This window comes from Paenibacillus sp. T2-29, from assembly GCF_052921365.1.
On the sequence record NZ_JBREVE010000007.1, the window covers coordinates 219,371 to 238,850 of the forward strand.

The 19,480-nt window shown below is 56.8% G+C and carries 1 protein-coding gene; it reads right to left on the reverse strand.

Annotation, left to right across the window (positions count from 1 at the left end; genetic code table 11):
- Positions 1 to 315: 315 nt before the first annotated feature.
- Complete coding sequence (locus ACU1JV_RS19810) at positions 316 to 19,254, reverse strand: non-ribosomal peptide synthase/polyketide synthase (RefSeq protein ID WP_446724616.1); 18,939 nt, start codon at positions 19,252 to 19,254, stop codon at positions 316 to 318.
- Positions 19,255 to 19,480: the final 226 nt, after the last annotated feature.

Here is a 19,480-nt window from a genome sequence, read left to right on the forward strand (position 1 = left end):
GTAGCGGCTCATGATGTGTGCATGCCATCTTGGATTTGGCCCACAGTTCTTTCGCTCCGTAGGCTACATGAAGCGAACGACAGGAATATAGAGTTCTTTGGCCGCGGTGCCCTCACTCTGCGTAAACGCTCTAGTTATCTGCGCGAGTAGCAGTGCATTTTAAACCACAACTTGAAAAAATTTAGGTTTTTTAAAATTATATTTAGAGCTTTAAGTTTGCTATAGCGTACGCCTTTTTCCCTTTCATTTGGAAAAAAACACCCGGCAGGATGTGTACCGAGAGAAATACGGCATACACCCAAACCGGGTAAGGGATTAGAAAATAATATCAATGGCCTCTAGCACATCTTGCTCCTGTTCGGATTGCCCGTTCAGGGAAATATCCTTCAACAGCACCGAAGGCTGTTCGCAAATTTGGGTGATGATCACGAGCAGGTCCTGAGCGAAATTGTCGATCAGATTGCGCGTAAACAACTTGGTTGCATATTCAAACTGCCCGTTCATTCCCTCATCCAGCAACGAAATGACCAAGGTAAGATCAAATTGGGAAACCGTATGAGTTTCCGGATAAGATTCGATCTTGATATCCCCGAAGCTTTGAACGTTATCTTCCTTGGTTTCCAGAACAAACATGACATCGAATACAGGATTGCGGCTTTGATCTCGCGGCGCCTGCAGCTTTTTCACAAGCTCCTCGAACGGATAATCCTGGTGGTCGTAGGCCCCCAGCATCGTTTCTTTGACTTCGTTCAAGTAAGCGAGGAACGTCTTCTCCCCGGACGGATAATGGCGAATCGCCAAAGTGTTGACAAACATTCCGATGAGCGGCTCCAGGTCGGCATGTGTGCGGCCCGAAGCCGGCGTGCCTACAATGAAGTCTTCTTGTCCCGAGTACTTGCTGAGCAGGATTGAATAGGCCGCCAATAACACCATATAAAGGGTGGCACCGTTCTCTTCGGCGATGCGCTGCAAGCTGTCAGTCATCTGCTTGTCGATGCTGAAAGGCAGCACATCTCCCTCAAAGCTGCGAGCGGCAGGTCTGACAAAGTCCGTAGGCAGTTCAAGCGTCGGCAGTTCGCCTTCCAGCACGTCCAGCCAGTAGGCTTCCTGACGTTTCAGCCGCTCTTTTACAGGTTCGGACTGCTGCCAAGCGGCGAATTCCTTGTATTGAATCCGAAGCGGTTCCAGAGTCTCGCCGTTATACAGACGCAGCAGCTCTTCGACGAAGATGCCCATCGACATGCCATCTGTGACGATATGATGAATGTCCAGCATGAGCAGATGCCGTTCCGCTTCCCATTCGACTAAGCCCACACGCAGCAGCGGCGGCCGCTCCAAATCAAAGACGCGCACAAAGCCGTCTACGATGCTCTTCGTTTCACTTTCCGTCGCTTTCGTATACTCGACGGCAAACTTCAAGTCCGGATAAATCCGTTGTACCGGTTCGCCGTCGACCATTTCGAAGCCAGTTCGCAAAATTTCGTGACGAGCTATCAATCCTTTGAGCGCCGCCTCGAATTGATTCCGTTCCAAGCGCCCGACGAGAACCGTCATGCCGGACATGTTGTAGCTAAGCTCGGCGCCTTCCATCTGCTGCTGGATGTACAGCCGTTTTTGCACGGAGGAAAGCGGATAGTAATCCCTCTTATCCAGAACCGGAATGGAGAGGTGTTCCTGCCGCTCCAATTGGCTGATCGCTTCGGCCATCGCTTCGATGGTCGAGTGCCGGAACACATCGCGCAACGGCAGGTCCACGCTCAGCTCCTTGTGCACCTTGCTGACCAGCGTCGTCGCCCGCAGGGAGTGCCCGCCGAGGTCGAAGAAGTTGTCCGTCACGCCAATCGTGACCGACCCGAGCACGTCCTGCCAGATGGCGACCAGTTTCGCCTCCAGTTCGGTGCGCGGCGCCACATATTCACGGCCTGCGCTTGCTCCCCCTTCCGGCGCCGGCAGCACCTTCCGGTCGATCTTTCCGTTCGGCGTCAGAGGCAGGCGCTCCATCTCCACGAAGTACGACGGGATCATGTACCCCGGCAACTCGCTGGCAATCGCCCGCTTCAGGTCCAACGCCGTCAAGCCTTCTTCCGCTGTATAATAAGCGCACAAAGCTTTCTGACCTTCTTGATCTTCCCTGACGACGACGACCGCTTCCTTCACGCCACCTACACTCAGCAGCTTCGCCTCGACTTCGCCCGTCTCAATCCGGTACCCCCGGATTTTCGCCTGGTTGTCGATCCGGCCGATGAAGTCCACGTTCCCGTCTTCCATCCACCGCGCCAAGTCTCCCGTGCGGTACAGCCGCTCGCCCGCGGCGAACGGGCTGTCTACGAACTTCTCTTCCGTCAGCTTCGGACGGTTCAAGTACCCGCGCGCCACTCCGACTCCGCCGATGACCAGCTCGCCCAGCACCCCGACCGGCACCGGATTCAGGTGCGCGTCCACGATGTAGAATTTCGCATTCAGCCACGCTTTGCCGATCGGCACATTGCCTGTCTGCGGCAGCTTCGCCAGCTCCTCTTCGTAGAAGCTGGAGTCGATCGCTGCTTCCGTTACCCCGTATGCGTTGATGATCCGGAACCACGAGCCAAAGCGTTCCTGCAAGGTCCGGTAATCCGCCACGCTGCAGCTGTCCGAGCTCGTGATTAACAGCTCCATCCAGCTCATATCCAGTTGCTGCTCGTGCACGTACTCCAGGAACGGCACGATCAGCGCCGGCGTCGATTCGAAGATGGTGACCCGCTCCCGCTCAATCCAGTGGTGCAGACGAGACGGATCGATCCGGTCGTCCTTCGGCACAATCACCATCGTGCCTCCGTTGTACAGCGTCCGCGCGATATCTCCCACGAACACGTCGAATGAGAAGCTTGCGAGCTGCAGTAGCCGCACCGGGAACTGATCCAACTGGTATTCCCGCCGGTAGCCCGCCGCCGTGTTCACCAGGCTGCGGTGCTCGATCATCACGCCCTTCGGCTTGCCCGTCGTTCCCGACGTATAGATCACGTACGCTAGATCCTTCGGACGGGCTTCATGGAAGCTGTCGGTGCCAACATTCTGATGGCTCTCATCGCCGTCGTCCACAGCATCCGTCAGCTTGCCGGAGACCATGCCCGAGCCAATCGGCGCATTCGCCCGCTCCTCGCTGTACGACGCTTCGTCGTCCAGGTACAGCACCGCCGCCAGCGCCAGCTCCTCTTCGCCAAGCCAGGCTTCAGCACGCTCTCGCAGCGCCGTTTGCGTCAGCAGTACCTTCGCTCCGCTGTCTTCGAGCATGAACCGCACGCGCTCCGCCGGATAATCCGGGTCGAGCGGCACATATGCCCCGCCCGCTTTCCAGACGGCCAGCACGGCCACCAGCAAGTCCACCGAACGCTCGGCGAGAATGCCGACGATCGACTCTCGGCTGATGCCGCTTGCGCGCAGCGTAACCGCCAAGCGGTTCGCCCGCTCGTTCAGCTCCGCATACGTCAGCCGGTCGTTCTCGTACACGACGGCCTCCGCTTCCGGCGTGCGCTCCGCCTGTTCCTCGAACAGCCGGTGGAACGCGGCCGCAGGAGCCGCTTCCGGCTGCGCCGGGTTAAACGCGCAGAGAATTTGCTCTTTTTCCGCCGGTGTCAAAATGCCCAGCTCGGCAATAGTCGCCGACGGGTTGCGGAGAATGGATTCAAGCAGCTGCAAGTAGTGAGCGGCCAATTTCTCCACCGTTTCGGTTTTATAAAGAGCAGTGGCGTATTCAAACAGATATTCCAAGCCTTCCTCGATCTCCGTGACGTCCAAGCTGAGATCGAATTTAGAAACAATTTCTTCGCTGGCATACGTCGACAAATGGAGTCCGGGAAGCTGGATTTCCAAATTCTCTGTATTCTGCAAAGCAAACATCGTATCGAACAGCGGATTGCGGCTTAAATCGCGAGCTACGTTTACCTTATCCACCAGTTCCTCAAACGGATAATTCTGATGTTCAAAAGCGCCCAGCGTCGTCTCCTTGATTTCCTTCAAGTAGTCAAGGAACGTTTTACCGGCAGCCGGATAACTGCGGATGGCCAGGGTATTGACGAACATCCCGATCAGCGGCTGAACGTCGCTGTGATTTCTTCCCGCAATCGGCGTACCGACCACCACGTCTTCTTGCCCTGTATACTTATGCAATAATATTGTATAACCAGCAAGCAGAACCATGTAAAGCGTTGCGCCGTTCTCGGCTGCAAGCCGTTTCAGACCCTCGCTTTTCTCGCTATCCATAAACAATTGCAGCGTGCGGCCCTCGTAGCTCTGCATAGACGGGCGCGGATAGTCCGTCGGCAATTCCAAAACCGGCAGCTCTCCGCGGAACATGTCGAGCCAGTAGGCCTCCTGCTTGGCAAGCTGAGCTTTCTGCTCGTCCGATTGCTGCCATACCGCATAATCTTTGTATTGAATGCGGAGCGGCTCCAACTGTTCCCCGCTGTACAAGCGGACGAACTCTTCGATCAGTACGTCAATCGAAACGCCGTCGGATACGATATGATGCGTATCGAACATTAGAATGTGCCGGTCCGGCGCCAGTTCGGCAAGGCCTACCCGCAGAAGTGGCGGCTTCGCTAGATCAAACGGACGAACGAATTGGCGCACCGTTTCTTCCGCCTGCTCCCCGCTGATCTGCACATATTCCACCTGGAAGGCGGCTTCTTCGTAAATTCGCTGAACCGCTTCGCCTTTTACCATCTCAAAGCCGGTACGCAGCGTTTCATGACGAGCTACGAGCCCGCGGAACGCTTCTTCAAACCGCTGCCGGTCGAGCTCTCCTTCGAGCAGCATAGCTCCCGGTATGTTGTAACTCAGCTCGGCTCCTTCCAGCTGGTTCAAGATATAGAGACGTTTCTGAGCGGAAGAGAGCGGATAATACTCGCTAGGTTCCGCAGCCGGAATAGCCGTGAACGAGCCGATCTCCAGCCGCTCCATAGCCGCGGCCATTTCCTCAACCGTCGAGTAGCGGAATACGTCGCGAAGCGGGAATTCAACGCCTAGCTCCTTATGCATTTTGCTGACAAGCGTCGTCGCCCGCAGGGAGTGTCCGCCGAGGTCGAAGAAGTTGTCCGTTACGCCTACCGCCTTCTCCCGAACAAGCACATCCTGCCAAATGGCGACCAGCTTCGCCTCCAGTTCGGTGCGCGGCGCCACGTATTCGCGGCCTCCGTCTGCTCCCCCTTCCGGTGCCGGCAGCGCCTTCCGGTCGATCTTTCCGTTCGGCGTCAGAGGCAGGCGCTCCAGCTCCACGAAGTACGACGGGATCATGTACCCCGGCAGCTCGCTGGCAATCGCCCGCTTCAGGTCCAACGCCGTCAAGCCTTCTTCCGCTGTATAATAAGCGCACAAAGCTTTCTGACCTTCTTGATCTTCCCTGACGACGACGACCGCTTCCTTCACTCCACCTACACTCAGCAGCTTCGCTTCGACTTCGCCCGTCTCAATCCGGTACCCCCGGATTTTCGCCTGGTTGTCGATCCGGCCGATGAAGTCCACGTTCCCGTCCTCCATCCACCGCGCCAAGTCTCCCGTGCGGTACAACCGCTCGCCCGCGGCGAACGGGCTGTCTACGAACTTCTCTTCCGTCAGCTCCGGACGGTTCAAGTACCCGCGCGCCACTCCGACTCCGCCGATGACCAGCTCGCCCAGCACCCCAACCGGCACCGGATTCAGGTGCGCGTCCACGATGTAGAATCTCGCATTCAGCCACGCTTTGCCGATCGGCACATTGCCTGTCTGCGGCAGCTTCGCCAGCTCCTCTTCGTAGAAGCTGGAGTCGATCGCCGCTTCCGTCACGCCGTATGCGTTGATGATCCGGAACAACGAGCCGAAGCGTTCCTGCAAGGTCCGGTAATCCGCCACGCTGCAGCTGTCCGAGCTCGTGATCAACAGCTCCAACCGGCTCATATCCAGCCCCTGCTCGTGCACGTACTCCAGGAACGGCACGATCAGCGCCGGCGTCGATTCGAAGATGGTGACCCGTTCCCGCTCAATCCAGTGGTGCAGACGAGACGGATCGATCCGGTCGTCCTTCGGCACGATCACCATCGTGCCTCCGTTGTACAGCGTCCGCGCGATATCTCCCACGAACACGTCGAACGAGAAGCTTGCGAGCTGCAGCAGCCGCACCGGGAACTGAGCCAACCGGTATTCCCGCCGGTAGCCCGCCGCCGTGTTCACCAGGCTGCGGTGCTCGATCATCACGCCCTTCGGCTTGCCCGTCGTTCCCGACGTATAGATCACGTACGCCAGATCCTCCGGACGGGCTTCATGGAAGCTGTCGGTGCCGACATGCTGATGGCTCTCATCGCCGTCGTCCACAGCATCCGTCAGCTTGCCGGAGACTATGCCGGAGCCAATCGGCGCATTCGCCCGCTCCTCACTGTACGACGCTTCGTCGTCCAGGTACAGCACCGCCGCCAGCGCCAGCTCCTCTTCGCCAAGCCAGGCTTCAGCACGCTCTCGCAGCGCCGTTTGCGTCAGCAGTACCTTCGCTCCGCTGTCTTCGAGCATGAACCGCACGCGCTCCGCCGGATAATCCGGGTCGAGCGGCACATATGCCCCGCCCGCTTTCCAGACGGCCAGCACGGCCACCAGCAAGTCCACCGAACGCTCGGCGAGAATGCTGACGATCGACTCTCGGCTGATGCCGCTTGCGCGCAGCGTAACCGCCAAGCGGTTCGCCCGCTCGTTCAGCTCCGCATACGTCAGCCGGTCGTTCTCGTACACGACGGCCTCCGCTTCCGGCGTGCGCTCCGCCTGTTCCTCGAACAGCCGGTGGAACGCGGCCGCAGGAGCCGCTTCCGGCTGTGCCGGATTAAACGCGCCAAGAATTTGCTCTTTTTCCGCCGCCGTCAAAAGCTCCAACTGATTCACGCGGATGTTCGGGTTAGCCGCAACCTTCTCCAGTGCTTGGGCAAAATGACCGTGGATCAGCCTGATGTCTTCCTCTCTGAACGTCAGTGCATTGTACGTAAACCGCAGCAAAATATGCTCTTCCGGAATGACGGTAATGTCCAGGTCGTAGTTCGTTTGCTCTGGCGACTGGATATTAGCGATTTTCAGCGCTTCTTGGTCTCCGCCGACGACCTGCTCAATCTGTTCTTCCATCGGATAATTTTCAAAGACCATGATATGGTTGATCAAGTCTCGCTTTTGCTCGCTCAGCGACTGAATTTCGAACAGCGGGAACGTTTCGTAAGCTCCCGATGCCAGCGCTTGATCCTGGGTTTTTCTCAAGATATCGGCTACCGGCTCCTCGGCTTTGCCTTGAATACGGACCGGGATCGTATTAATAAACAGGCCGATCATGCTTTCGATGCCCGGAATTTCCGCTGGACGCCCGGATACGACGGAGCCGAATACGACATCCTCGCTGTTGTTGTATACCTGCAAAACCAGTCCCCATACGGTCTGCATGAACGTATTGAGCGTCACCTGCTGCTGGCGCGCCACCCGCTCGATTTGCCCGGTCAGTTCCTTGCTGAGTTCCACATCGATTTCAGCCGCTTCAAAAGCGCCCTGCTTCAGCTGCGTTTTCTCCTGGGGCAGCTTGGTCTGCTGATCGTAACCCGCCAAATACTCGGACCAGTAACGCGAAGCTTTCGCGGCATCTTGAGCTTCCAGCCATTCGATATACCGGGAGTACGAGGTAACCGGAGGAAGCTCCAGCGTCTGCTTCTCCTGGAAAGCGAAGTAGGTGTCGAACACTTCCTTGATCATGAAGGACATGCACCAGCCGTCCATCAAAATGTGATGGTGACTCCAGATCACATGGTAGGACTCGTCGCCCGTGCGCAAAACTGTCACGCGCATAAGAGAGCCTTGGGCCAAATCGAACTTGTTCGCTTTATCCGCGCTGACGAAATCGGCTATCGTCTTCTCCGGGTCTTCATCGCTTACCGAGCGAATATCTTCGAAGTACACTTCACACTTCCGCTCGCGGAATACCACTTGAATCGGCTCGTCTCTCCAGCCGGTAATAAAGTTGGTCCGTAGCGCCTCATTCCGCTGCACCAGCGTATCCAATCCTTGGGTGAAGGCTTCGACATTCAGGCTTCCGTACAGATCGAAGGTCACCTGTTCGAAGTAAGCTTCCGAATCGGCATCCAGCAGGCTGTGGAACAACATCCCTTTTTGCAGCGGAGTCAGGGTGTATACATTCTCCAGTTCGCCGAGCGCCGCCGTATGTTCGGCCAGCCGCTCCAGTTCCTCCACTGTCACATCTTGAAGCAGTACGTCGCTAGGCGTAAGCTCCGGCCGCTCTTTCGATACGCAATGGCTGATGACTTCACGCAAGCTCGAATGAAGCAGGGTGCCCAGGCGCTCTACCGTTTCCCGTTTATACTGGGTTTCCCCATAACGGATCGTGAGTTCCTGCACTCCTTCCGACACCATACCGTTGATATCGAGGACATAATCCATCACTGCATTCGGACTTGAATCGGAGCCCGGGCTGAACGGAGACGGCCGCGAGCCGCTGCTTTCGTAATCCTGGTCGAACTGACCCAAATAGTTAAAGCTGATCTCCGGCTCCAAAGCGAAGCGCTCACCGTCACGCGGCGCCGACAAATAACGCAGGATGCCGTAGCCGATTCCTTTGTTCGGAATGCGGCGCAAGCTTTCTTTAACCTGTTTCACCTGATGACCGAGCGCCTGGGCGTGACCCGGCTCCAGAACGACAGGGAATTGGCTTGTAAACCAGCCTACCGTGCGCGTAATGTCCACATCCGGCAAAATATCTTCCCGGCCGTGGCCTTCGAGATTCACCAGCACGCGTTCCCGGCCGCTCCAAGCTTTTATCGCGAGGCCAAGCGCGCAAAGCAGCAAATCATTCATTTCCGTATGGTAAGCACGGTGTGCCTGCTTCAGCAGCTGTTCGGTTTCCTCCGCCGTCCAGCGAACGGTCACGAGCCCGCTGTCCTTCCGCTTGGATCTGCCTTGTTCAAAATCTTTCGGAAGCGGCTCATAGGTCAATTGCTCGATATGCTGCCAATACTCTCTCTCGCTTTCCATCGCCGGACCGTTCGCATAATCAGCGAGCTGTTTCGCCCACGTTTGGAATGAATCCGTTTTGAGCGGCAGACGGATCGGCTGCCCTTGCAGCGCCTGCTCATAGCCGGCAGCAAAATCCTCAAGCAGAATCCGCCAGGATACGCCGTCTACGACCAAGTGATGGATCGCGATGAGCAGGTGGTCGCCGTCGTCGCAGCGGAACAAGCCGAGCTTCACCAGCGGACCGTTTTCCAGATCGATGCTCGCTTGAATGTCATTTGCCTTAGCCTCTACCGCTTCTTTCACGTCGCCGACTCCCTTGAAATCGACAACTTCCAGATCGAACAGCGCTTCGTTCTCCCCGGCGCCGCGGTTCCAGGCGGTATAGCCGTTCTCGGTTTGGCGGTAAACCGTACGGAGAGCATCGTGATGCACGACAAGCTGACGCACCGCTTGGCGTAAAGCTTCTTCATCAAACCCTTGCTTGGAGAACTGCATGAACGCCTGGTTGCTGTGATGCACGTCGGCCGGATTTTGTTCAAAGAACCAGCGCTGAATCGGGGTCAAGATGACCTCTCCTGTCACTTCGGCCTGGCTTGCCGTTCTCTCCGCCGTTTGCAGCTGCAAACTAAGGGCGGAAATCGTCGGGTAATGGAACAAATCTTTCATGACCAGCTTATACCCCGTTTGCAAAAGACGGGACGATACCTGCAAGGCCTTGATCGAATCGCCGCCGAGCGCAAAGAAATTGTCCATCGTGCCGACCTGATCTACGCCCAGCACCGACTGCCAGACCGACGCAAGTGCTTGCTCGGCAGGAGTACGAGGCGCCGTGTATGCAGCCTCGGCACGAATGCTTCCTTCCGGTACAGGCAGCGCTTTACGGTCGATCTTCCCGTTCGGCGTAAGCGGCATTTGATCCAGGCGCATGATGCGCGAAGGCACCATATGGGAAGGCAGCGCGGCGTCCAGATGGGCCACAAGCCCTTCCAGATCGAAGCTGGAATCCGCTACGACATACCCGCACAAATATTTCTGCCCCCGCTCGTCCGTCCGGTCGATGACAAGCGCTTGACGCACGCCGGCAAAATTTTTCATGGCCGCTTCAATTTCACCAAGCTCGATCCGATAGCCGCGAATTTTCACCTGGTTGTCGATCCGGCCGATGAAGTCCACGTTGCCGTCCGGCATCCAGCGCGCCAGGTCGCCCGTCCGGTACAGCCGCTCCCCAGCGGCGAACGGGCTGTCTACGAATTTCTCCGCCGTCAAATCCGGGCGGTTCAAGTAACCGCGGGCCACACCCGCTCCGCCGATAACCAGCTCGCCCAACACCCCGATCGGCACCGGCTTCAGATTCGCATCCACGATGTAGAACTTGGCGTTCAGCCACGCTTTGCCGATCGGCACGTTACCCGTCTTCGGCAGCTTCTTCAGCGGCTCGTCATAGAAGCTGGAGTCAATCGCCGCTTCCGTTACGCCGTAGCTGTTAATAATACGGAACTGCGAGCCGAAGCGCTCCTGCAAGGTGCGGTAATCCGCTACGCTGCACGTATCCGAGCTTGTGATCAGCAGCTGCATCGAGCTGAGGTCCAGATCCTCGGCATGCACATGCTCCATGAACGGCACGATCAGCGCCGGAGTCGATTCGAACACCGTCACAGCGTAGTCGCGAATCCAGCCGTAGAGGCGGGTTGGATCAATCCGGTCGTCCTTCGGCACGATGACCATGGTGCCGCCGTTGTACAGCGTCCGCGCAATGTCGCCGACGAACACGTCGAACGAGAAGCTGGCGAGCTGCAGCAGCCGGATCGGGAACTGATCCAGGCGGTATTCCCGTCGGTAGCCCGCCGCCGTGTTCACCAGGCTGCGGTGCTCGATCATCACGCCCTTCGGCTTGCCCGTCGTTCCCGACGTATAGATCACGTAAGCCAAATCGCGCGGCTTGTTCACATTCGCCGGATTCGATGCGAGATCCGCCGCTAGTACGTTCTTCTCGGCTTCTGCCGTGGCGGACTTTTCGGCAGCAGCCGTTTCCGCTTGCGCCAAAGCCTCCGCCTCTGCGCCTGCTTCGCCCAAAGCTTGTACGCCCACAGCCGCTTCCGCCGCTCCGAGGCTGTACGTCGCGGCGTCGTCAAGCGCAAGCACCGTTTGCAGCACTAGAGCTCCGTCGCTGCACCAAGCTTCCGCCTGCTCCAGCAGGCGGGTCTGCGTGAGCAGCACCGACGCCCCGCTGTCCGCGAGCATATACTCGATCCGCTCCGCCGGATAGTCCGGGTCGAGCGGCACATAAGCGCCACCCGCTTTCCATACGGCGAGCACCCCGATCAACAGCTCCGCCGAACGGCTGGCCAGAATGCCGACCACCTGCTCCGGCTTCACCCCGCGCGCCCGCAGTGCATACGCCAGACGATTCGCTTTGGCGTTCAGCTCCGCATACGTCAGCTTGCTGTCTTCGTAGACAACCGCCAGCGCTCCCGGAGTGCGCTCCGCCTGCTCCTCGAACAGCTCGTGGAACGTTCTCTCTCTCCACGACTCATCCGCTTCCAAACCTGTACCCTCTGCGGCGGGTTGCTTCGCAAAAGCCGAAGACGACACGTCAAACCCGACCAGCAAATCATGCTTTTCGCTGTCCGTCAAGATATCCAAATCCGAAATCCGCGCATCCGGCTGAGCCAGGATCGACGCCAAAAGCTGCTCGTAATGACCCGCCAGCCGTACCATCGTTTCCTGTCTAAACAACGAGGTAGCGTACTCGATCTTGCAAACCAGCTCGTTATCGGCTTCCACGATATCAAAGCTAAGATCAAACTTTGCCGTCTTTTCCTCGATGTCGAACAGCGACCATTTCAAACCTTCCAGGGTTAAATCCAAGCTTTCGTGCTTTTGCAAAGAAAACATGGTGTCAAACAGAGGATTCCGGCTTAAATCCCGGCTCACCTGAAGAGCTTCCACCAGCTCCTCGAACGGATAGTCCTGGTGCTCGTAGGCTCCAAACGTCGTTTCCTTCACTTCCTGCAAGTAATCCAGGAACGTCCGCTCCGCCACCGGAGCCAAGCGAAGGGCCAGCGTATTGACGAACATGCCGATAATCGGCTGCAGGTCGGCGTGAGAACGGGCGGCAATCGGAGTGCCAACCACTATATCTTCCTGTCCCGCGTATTTATGAAGCAATACGGAGTACGCAGCTAGCAGAAGCATGTACAGCGTCGCCCCCGAATCGCCGGCAAGCCGTTTGAGAGCTTCGCTTTTCTCCGCATCCAGCGTAAACGTGAGCGTTTGACCGTCAAACTGCTGAACGGCCGGGCGGGAGAAGTCGAGAGGCAGCTCAAGAACCGGAAGCTCGGAGCTGAATACCCCACGCCAGTATTCCTCCTGCCGTTTGATGCGCTGGCGCTGCTCCTCGGATTGCTGCCAAACGGCGTAATCCTTGTATTGAATCCGCAGCTCCGGCAATTCCTCCCCATTGTAAAGCCGCACGAATTCGCGCAGCAGCACGTCCATGGAAAGGCCGTCGGAACCAATATGATGAATATCCAGCGCGAGCAGAAATTTCTCTTTCTCCAGTTCGATCAGTAGGGCGCGCAGCAAAGGCGGCTGGGTCAAGTCAAAAGGCTGAATGAAGCCTTCAAGAATGGCCGCAACCTGATCTTCGCTTGCTTGAAGCTTCTCGACTTTGAAAGCTACGAGCGGATGAATACGCTGAACCGGCTCCCCATTCACGATTTCAAAACCGGTGCGCAGCATATCGTGCCGGGCCACCAAAGTAGTCAGCGCCTTTTCCACTTTGGCCTCGTTCAAAGCCCCTTCCAATTGCAAGGCGCTTGGGAGGTTGTAATTCAGCTCCGAGCCATCCAGCTGGTGCAGGACGTACAGCCTTTTTTGCGCGGAGGAAACCGGATAGTACGCTTTCTCTTCCGCTTTCGGAATCGAGCTGTGCCGCGTTTCTTCCAAGCTGGCAATAGCCCCGGCCATCGACTCTACCGTCATACAGCGGAACACATCGCGCAACGGAAGTTCGACGTTCATTTCCTTCCGAATCTTGCTGACAAGGTTCGTCGCCCGCAAGGAGTGGCCGCCGAGCTCGAAGAAATTGTCCAAGACTCCAATGCCGGAGTAGCCCAGCACTTCCTCCCAGATCTTCACAAGCTGGGACTCCGTCCGGTTACGCGGCGCTACGTATTCGACGCCCGTTTGTAAGCCACCTTGCGGCTCCGGCAGCGCTTTGCGGTCCACTTTGCCGTTGGTCGTCAGCGGCATGCGCTCCAACTGCACAAAGTACGACGGGATCATGTACCCCGGCATTCCCTGGGCCAGCGAGGTTCTCATTTCACTGACCGTCAGCGTCCGGTCCGCCACAAAGTAGGCGACAAGCGCCTTCTCGCCCCCGCCGTCCTGACGGGCGAGCACCACCGTTTCTTCCACGCCCTCGACGTTCAGAAGCTGCGTCTCGATTTCGTCCAACTCGATCCGGTACCCGCGGATTTTGACCTGGTGGTCGATCCGGCCCAGGTATTCGATGTTGCCGTCCAGCAGCCAAGCTGCCAAGTCGCCCGAGCGGTACAGCTTCTCCCCCTCCGCAAACGGGGAATCGACGAACTTCTCCGCCGTCAGATCCGGACGGTTCAGGTATCCTCTCGCAAGGCCTTCCCCGGCCACGTACATTTCGCCCGCTACACCGATCGGCACAGGGCGGCGGTTTTCATCAAGGATGTACACCCTCAGCGTCGGGATCGGCTTGCCGATATTGCTCTTCGCCGCCTCCATTTCGACCCACGTGATTTCCTTATACGTCACGTGAACCGTCGTCTCGGTAATGCCGTACATATTGATCAGCTTTGTCTCCGGGTACTTCGTCTTGAAGCCCTTGAGCTGCAGCGGACTCAGCGCTTCGCCCCCGAAGATGACGTTGCGAATCCGCAGATCGTACGGATGGTCCGCCAAGACCTCACGCAGCAGCTGATAGAAGTACGTTGGTGTCTGGTTCAAAATCGTGACCTGTTCGCGGCCCAGCAGCGCCAGGAAATCGGCCGGATTTTTCGCCGTGAGCGGCGGTACGATGACCAGCTTGCCTCCGTTCAGCAGCGCTCCATACATTTCCCAGACGGAGAAATCGAAGCAGAACGAGTGGAACAGCGTCCACGTGTCGGACGGCCCGAAGTCGAACAGGTTCTTGTCGTTGAACAGGAGCCGCACGACGTTCTTATGCTCGATCAGCGTTCCTTTCGGTCTGCCGGTCGTTCCCGACGTGTAGATGACATAGGCCAGGTTGCCCGGCCCGGAAATCGGCTCCAGGTTCGAAGCGTCCAGCGCATCGGCGGAGTCCGCCCCTCTGTCGCCCCAAACGTAATCGTCCAATTCGAGGCGCGTTCCTGCGAAGTCGGTCTTCTCGTGCAGATGCTTTTGAATCAGCAATAACGACGCGCCCGAATCCTCGATCATGAAGCGGATGCGCTCCTCCGGGTAGTCGGGATCGACAGGCACGTATGCTCCGCCCGCTTTGAGAATCGCCAGAATGCCGACAACCATATCGAGCGAGCGTTCGGCCAGAATTGCTACCAGTTGGTCCGCTTCTACTCCCGTCTCCCGCAGCTTCCGCGCAAGGCGGTTGGATCGCTCGTTCAGCTCGCGGTAGGTCAGCTGCCGCTCGTTCATGACGGCGGCTACGTTGTCCGGGTAAAGCTCCGCCTGCTCTTCGAACAAGCCGTGAATCGTCTGCTGCCGTGGGTAGTCCGCCTCCGAATCGTTGAAACCGCCCACCAGCTCGCGGATTTCCTCCTCTGTGAGTATTTCCAGCGAGGCAATATTCACGTCCGGCGCTGCTGCGATGGTTTCCAGCAGCTTGTCATAATGTCTGGCGAACCGCTCCGCGGTCTCCTGTTTATACAAAGCCGTAGCGTAATCCAACCGGCATTCGAGCTGACCGTCCAGCTCCGAAATGTCCAGGAGCAGCTCGAACTTGGATGTTCGGTTTTCCAGCGGATAAAACGATTGCTCCAGCCCCTCGATGACAATTTGCTCGTTTTCCGTATTTTGCAGGGCGAAGAACGTATCAAAGAGCGGATTCCGGCCGGTCGCGCGTGGAATGTGAAGACTTTCCACCAAGTCTTCGAACAAATAATTTGGGTGTTCGAAAGCCCCGAGCGTGATGTCCTTGATTTCTTCCAGGTACGAAAGGTACGGCTTGGAACGCTCCGGACGGCTGCGAATGGCCAGCGTGTTGACAAACATCCCCACGATCGGCTGCACTTCTTCCTGCGTTCTTCCGGCAATCGGCGTTCCGACAATCAGATCTTCCTGACCCGAATATTTATGCATAAGGATGGAGTAAGCCGACAGCAGCACCATATACAGGGTCGTCCCCGTCCGCGCCGCCAGCTCTTTCAGCTTCTCCGTCCGCTCTTTCCCGATATAAAACTTCACGGTCCGGCCGTCAAAGCTTTGTACCGCAGGCCGCGGGAAGTCCGTTGGCAGCTCCAATACCGGCAGCTCGCCCGACAGCTGTTCCAGCCAGTATTCCTTCTGCGGCTGAAGCATCTGCCCGTAAGCTTCGGAATGCTGCCAAACGGCATAATCTTTGTATTGAATGCGTAGCGGGGCCAGCTCCTCGCCCCGATACAGGCGGCTGAACTCATCGAAGAGCAGCGCTGTCGAAATGCCGTCCGAGACGATATGGTGCATATCGAACAGCAGAATGTGGCGATCCTCGGCGACTTCGATCAGGCCGATGCGGAGAAGTGGCGGCTTGGTTACATCAAACGGGTGATAGTAAGCTTCCACCACTTGGTCCACTTCCCGCTCGCTCGCCTGGAAATAGTCGACAGCAAACTCAACCTCATCATAGATGCGCTGAACAAGCTCGCCTTGAACCTGCTCGATCCCGGTACGCAGCGTCTCATGGCGCTGAATCAGCGCCCGGAACGCGTGCTCGACGCGCGTGCAGTCCAGCTTGCCTTCGAGAAGAAGCGCCGCCGACATATTGTAGCTGCGCTCGGCCCCGTCAAGCTGGCGCAGGATGTACAGACGCTTTTGCTCGGATGAAACCGGATAGTACTCAGCCTCAGCCGCCTTTGTAATCTCATACGTCTCCTGCTGCCTTAAACCGCCGATTCTTTGGGCCAGCTGTTCGATCGTGGTGTAGCGGAAAACTTCCCGCAGCGGAACCTCGACTTGCAGCTCTTTCCGAATCTTGGAAACCAGCGTGGAGGCCCGCAAGGAATGACCACCCAAGTCAAAGAAATCGTCTTGGACTCCAACTCGCGCAATACCCAGCACCTGCTGCCAAATGAGAGCAAGTCTTGTTTCAAGCGTTGTGCGAGGAGCCACATACTCACGGCCTGCTTCTACCTCTCCGGTCGGTTCAGGCAGCGCTTTACGGTCAATTTTGCCGTTCGGCGTGAGCGGAAGCTTATCTAGAGACACCAACCGGGCCGGGACCATATGGGCCGGCAGCTCTTGCTTCAATTGGGACAGCAGATCGCTCAGCTGCAAGGAAGCATCCGCCGTCACGTAGCCGCACAAATACTTCTGCCCCTGCTCATCCGTACGGTCGGTCACCACAGCCTGCTTGACGCCCGGGAAACGCAGCAGGGCCGTTTCAATTTCGCCGAGTTCGATCCGAAACCCGCGAATTTTCACCTGATAGTCGATCCGGCCGATGAAGTCGACGTTGCCGTCTTCCAGCCAGCGGGCCAAATCGCCTGTCCGGTACAGACGTTCGCCCGGCACAAACGGGCTGTCCACAAACTTCTCGGCGGTTAGGTCCGGACGGTTCCAGTACCCGCGCGCCACCCCGGCGCCGCCGATGACAAGCTCGCCCGGAACCCCTACAGGAACCGGCTTTAATGCGGCATCGACAATGTAAAATCGGGCGTTCAGCCAAGCTTTGCCGATCGGCACATGACCTGACGGCGGCAGCTTATCCAGAGGCTCACCGTAAAAACTGCTGTCAATGGCCGCTTCGGTAACGCCATAGCTGTTGATGATGCGGAATTGTCCGCCGAATCTTTCCTGCAGCAATCGGTAATCGGTGACACTGCAAGCATCCGAGCTGGTAATCAGCAACTGCATGGAGCTAACGTCCAGCCCTTCTTCATAAATATGCTGCATGAACGGCAGGATGAGCGCAGGCGTCGATTCGAATACCGTAATGTTTTGGTCCCGAATCCAGCCGTATAAGAGGTTCGGATCAATCCGGTCATCCTTCGGCACAATCACCATCGTGCCTCCGTTATACAGCGTCCGCGCGATGTCTCCGACGAACACGTCAAACGAGAAGCTGGCCAGCTGCAGCAGCCGCACCGGAAACTGATCCAACCGGTACTCGCGACGGTACGCATCCGCCGTATTCACGAGACTACCGTGCTCGATCATGACGCCTTTCGGGCGTCCCGTCGTACCCGAGGTGTAAATCACATAAGCCAAGTCTTGCGGGGCGCTGCCGGCAGATTCAAATTCCACGGCTAAGGCATCCCCGTTATAAATCTGTTCATCGTCCATGGCATAGACAGCTTGAAGCATCAGCCGGTCATCGGCCAACCAACCTCTGGCCCGCTCCAACAGATGACGCTGCGTAAGCAGCACCGATGCATCGCTATCGCTGAGCATGTACTCAATCCGCTCTGCCGGATAATCGGGGTCAAGCGGTACATAGGCTCCGCCGGCTTTCCAAACGGCGAGCACCCCGACCAGCAGTTCCACCGAACGCTCCGCCCAGATCCCCGTAATCGTCTCCCTTCCCACGCCCTGTTCGCGAAGGAGAGAAGCCAGCCGCTCGGCGCGTTCGTTCAATTCGCCGTAGGTCAGCTGTTTGTCCATGTAGACGACTGCCGGATGATCTGGAATTTCCCGGGCAAACTTCTCAACATACCGATGAAACGCTTCTCCCTCGCTAAGCCCTGCAACCGGCGGGTTAAAAACGTTGAGAATGCGGTGTCTCTCCTCATCGCTCAGCAGAGAAATCTCGCGTACCGGCAGTTCGGGATTCTGAAGAAACTGGTCCAGAACGGTTACATACTGTTCCATAATCCGATCAATCTCAGCCGTCTCGAACAGGCCGGTACGATAGGAAGCATGGAGAATTACATGGCCTTCATTCAGCATATGGTCGAAGCGCAGCAGCAAATCGTCCATCTCGTGCCTAGCGAAGTGAGCCTCCAGGCGTACCTTGATTTCTTCGTACTCCACGATTTTCAAAGGCAGATATTCCAGAGACGTACGGAACAGCCCCGAAAGATCGTTGCGGCCGTGTTGTTCGCGTAAATCCTGGATCAATTGGTTATAAGGGTATTTCTGATACCGCAGATCCGCCGTATTTTCCTTGGAAACCGTTTGGATCAAGGAAAGCACGTGCCTGTCTGGATTCAGACGAATCCGCGTAGCCACGGTGCTGACGAACATGCCGATCGTTTCTTTTTCCTTCTTGCTGGTGCGATTGGCGAAAACCGTGCCGACCGGAACATCGGTGCTGTCAGTCAGCTTGTACAATAAGACGTACATGGCGGACAGAAATAACGTATATAAGCTGACCTGATATTGTTCGCTGAAGGCCAGAATGCGTTCATACCGGGAACCGTCCAAAGTGATGGCCAGTTTATTGGATTCGCTGCCGATCGAGAATGGCGGATACGATTTAATGCCGGTCGTTTCAGGCAAAGTGTTGTACTTCGTCAGCCAGTATTCCTTGCCTTTTTGATAACGCTGCGATTGCTCATATTCACGCTCCGCAGAAATATAATCCAGATAGGAAGGGGCCTGGTAACTGCTGAAGGTGCCTTTGCGCAGTTCCAGGTATTTTTCCATCACCGCATGCAGCAAAGCATTGACGGACAAGCCGTCGGCGATAATATGATTTACCGTCAAATTGAGCCATACTTGGCCGTTCGCAAAATGGATAATCGTAAATTGGTGGAGGTGTTCGTCGAACACGCTGGCCGGTTTTTCGCTTACTTCTTTCACCCAAGCATAGAATTGTTCGGTTGTGCCTATTTCGAGGCGGCTTATCCTAGCTTGGACATTCTCCGGCTCTTCGAACCACTGCGTTGGATTTTGCAAATCCCCGCTAATGCGGATTCGGAAAACGTCATAGGTTTTGACGATCTCTGCCGCCGCTTGCTCCAGAAGCTGTGTGTTGATCTCGCCCGTAATCTGGTAGGTCGCGGAAAGCATCGTGATGGACGTTCCCGGATTCATAATTTCCATGAACCATATTCGGCGCTGGGCTTGCGTTAATCCATATTTCTCGTTGGTATTCTCTCTCACATCGACACACTCCCGGTTTAGAGATTCTTTATAGATAGGCTTTGTACCTAGATGTCACTTAGTCACTCTTAGAAGAACCGCGCAGGCCACTCCCGGAACGGCTCCTTCGGACTCTTCCTCCTTTTTCGTGTCTACGTTTTCTGGTAACTACCGGTTATAAAGTCATACCTTGGATTACTAAAAAACTCTGTCGCATTCGCAAGCAGGAAGCCGCCCGCCGTAAAGC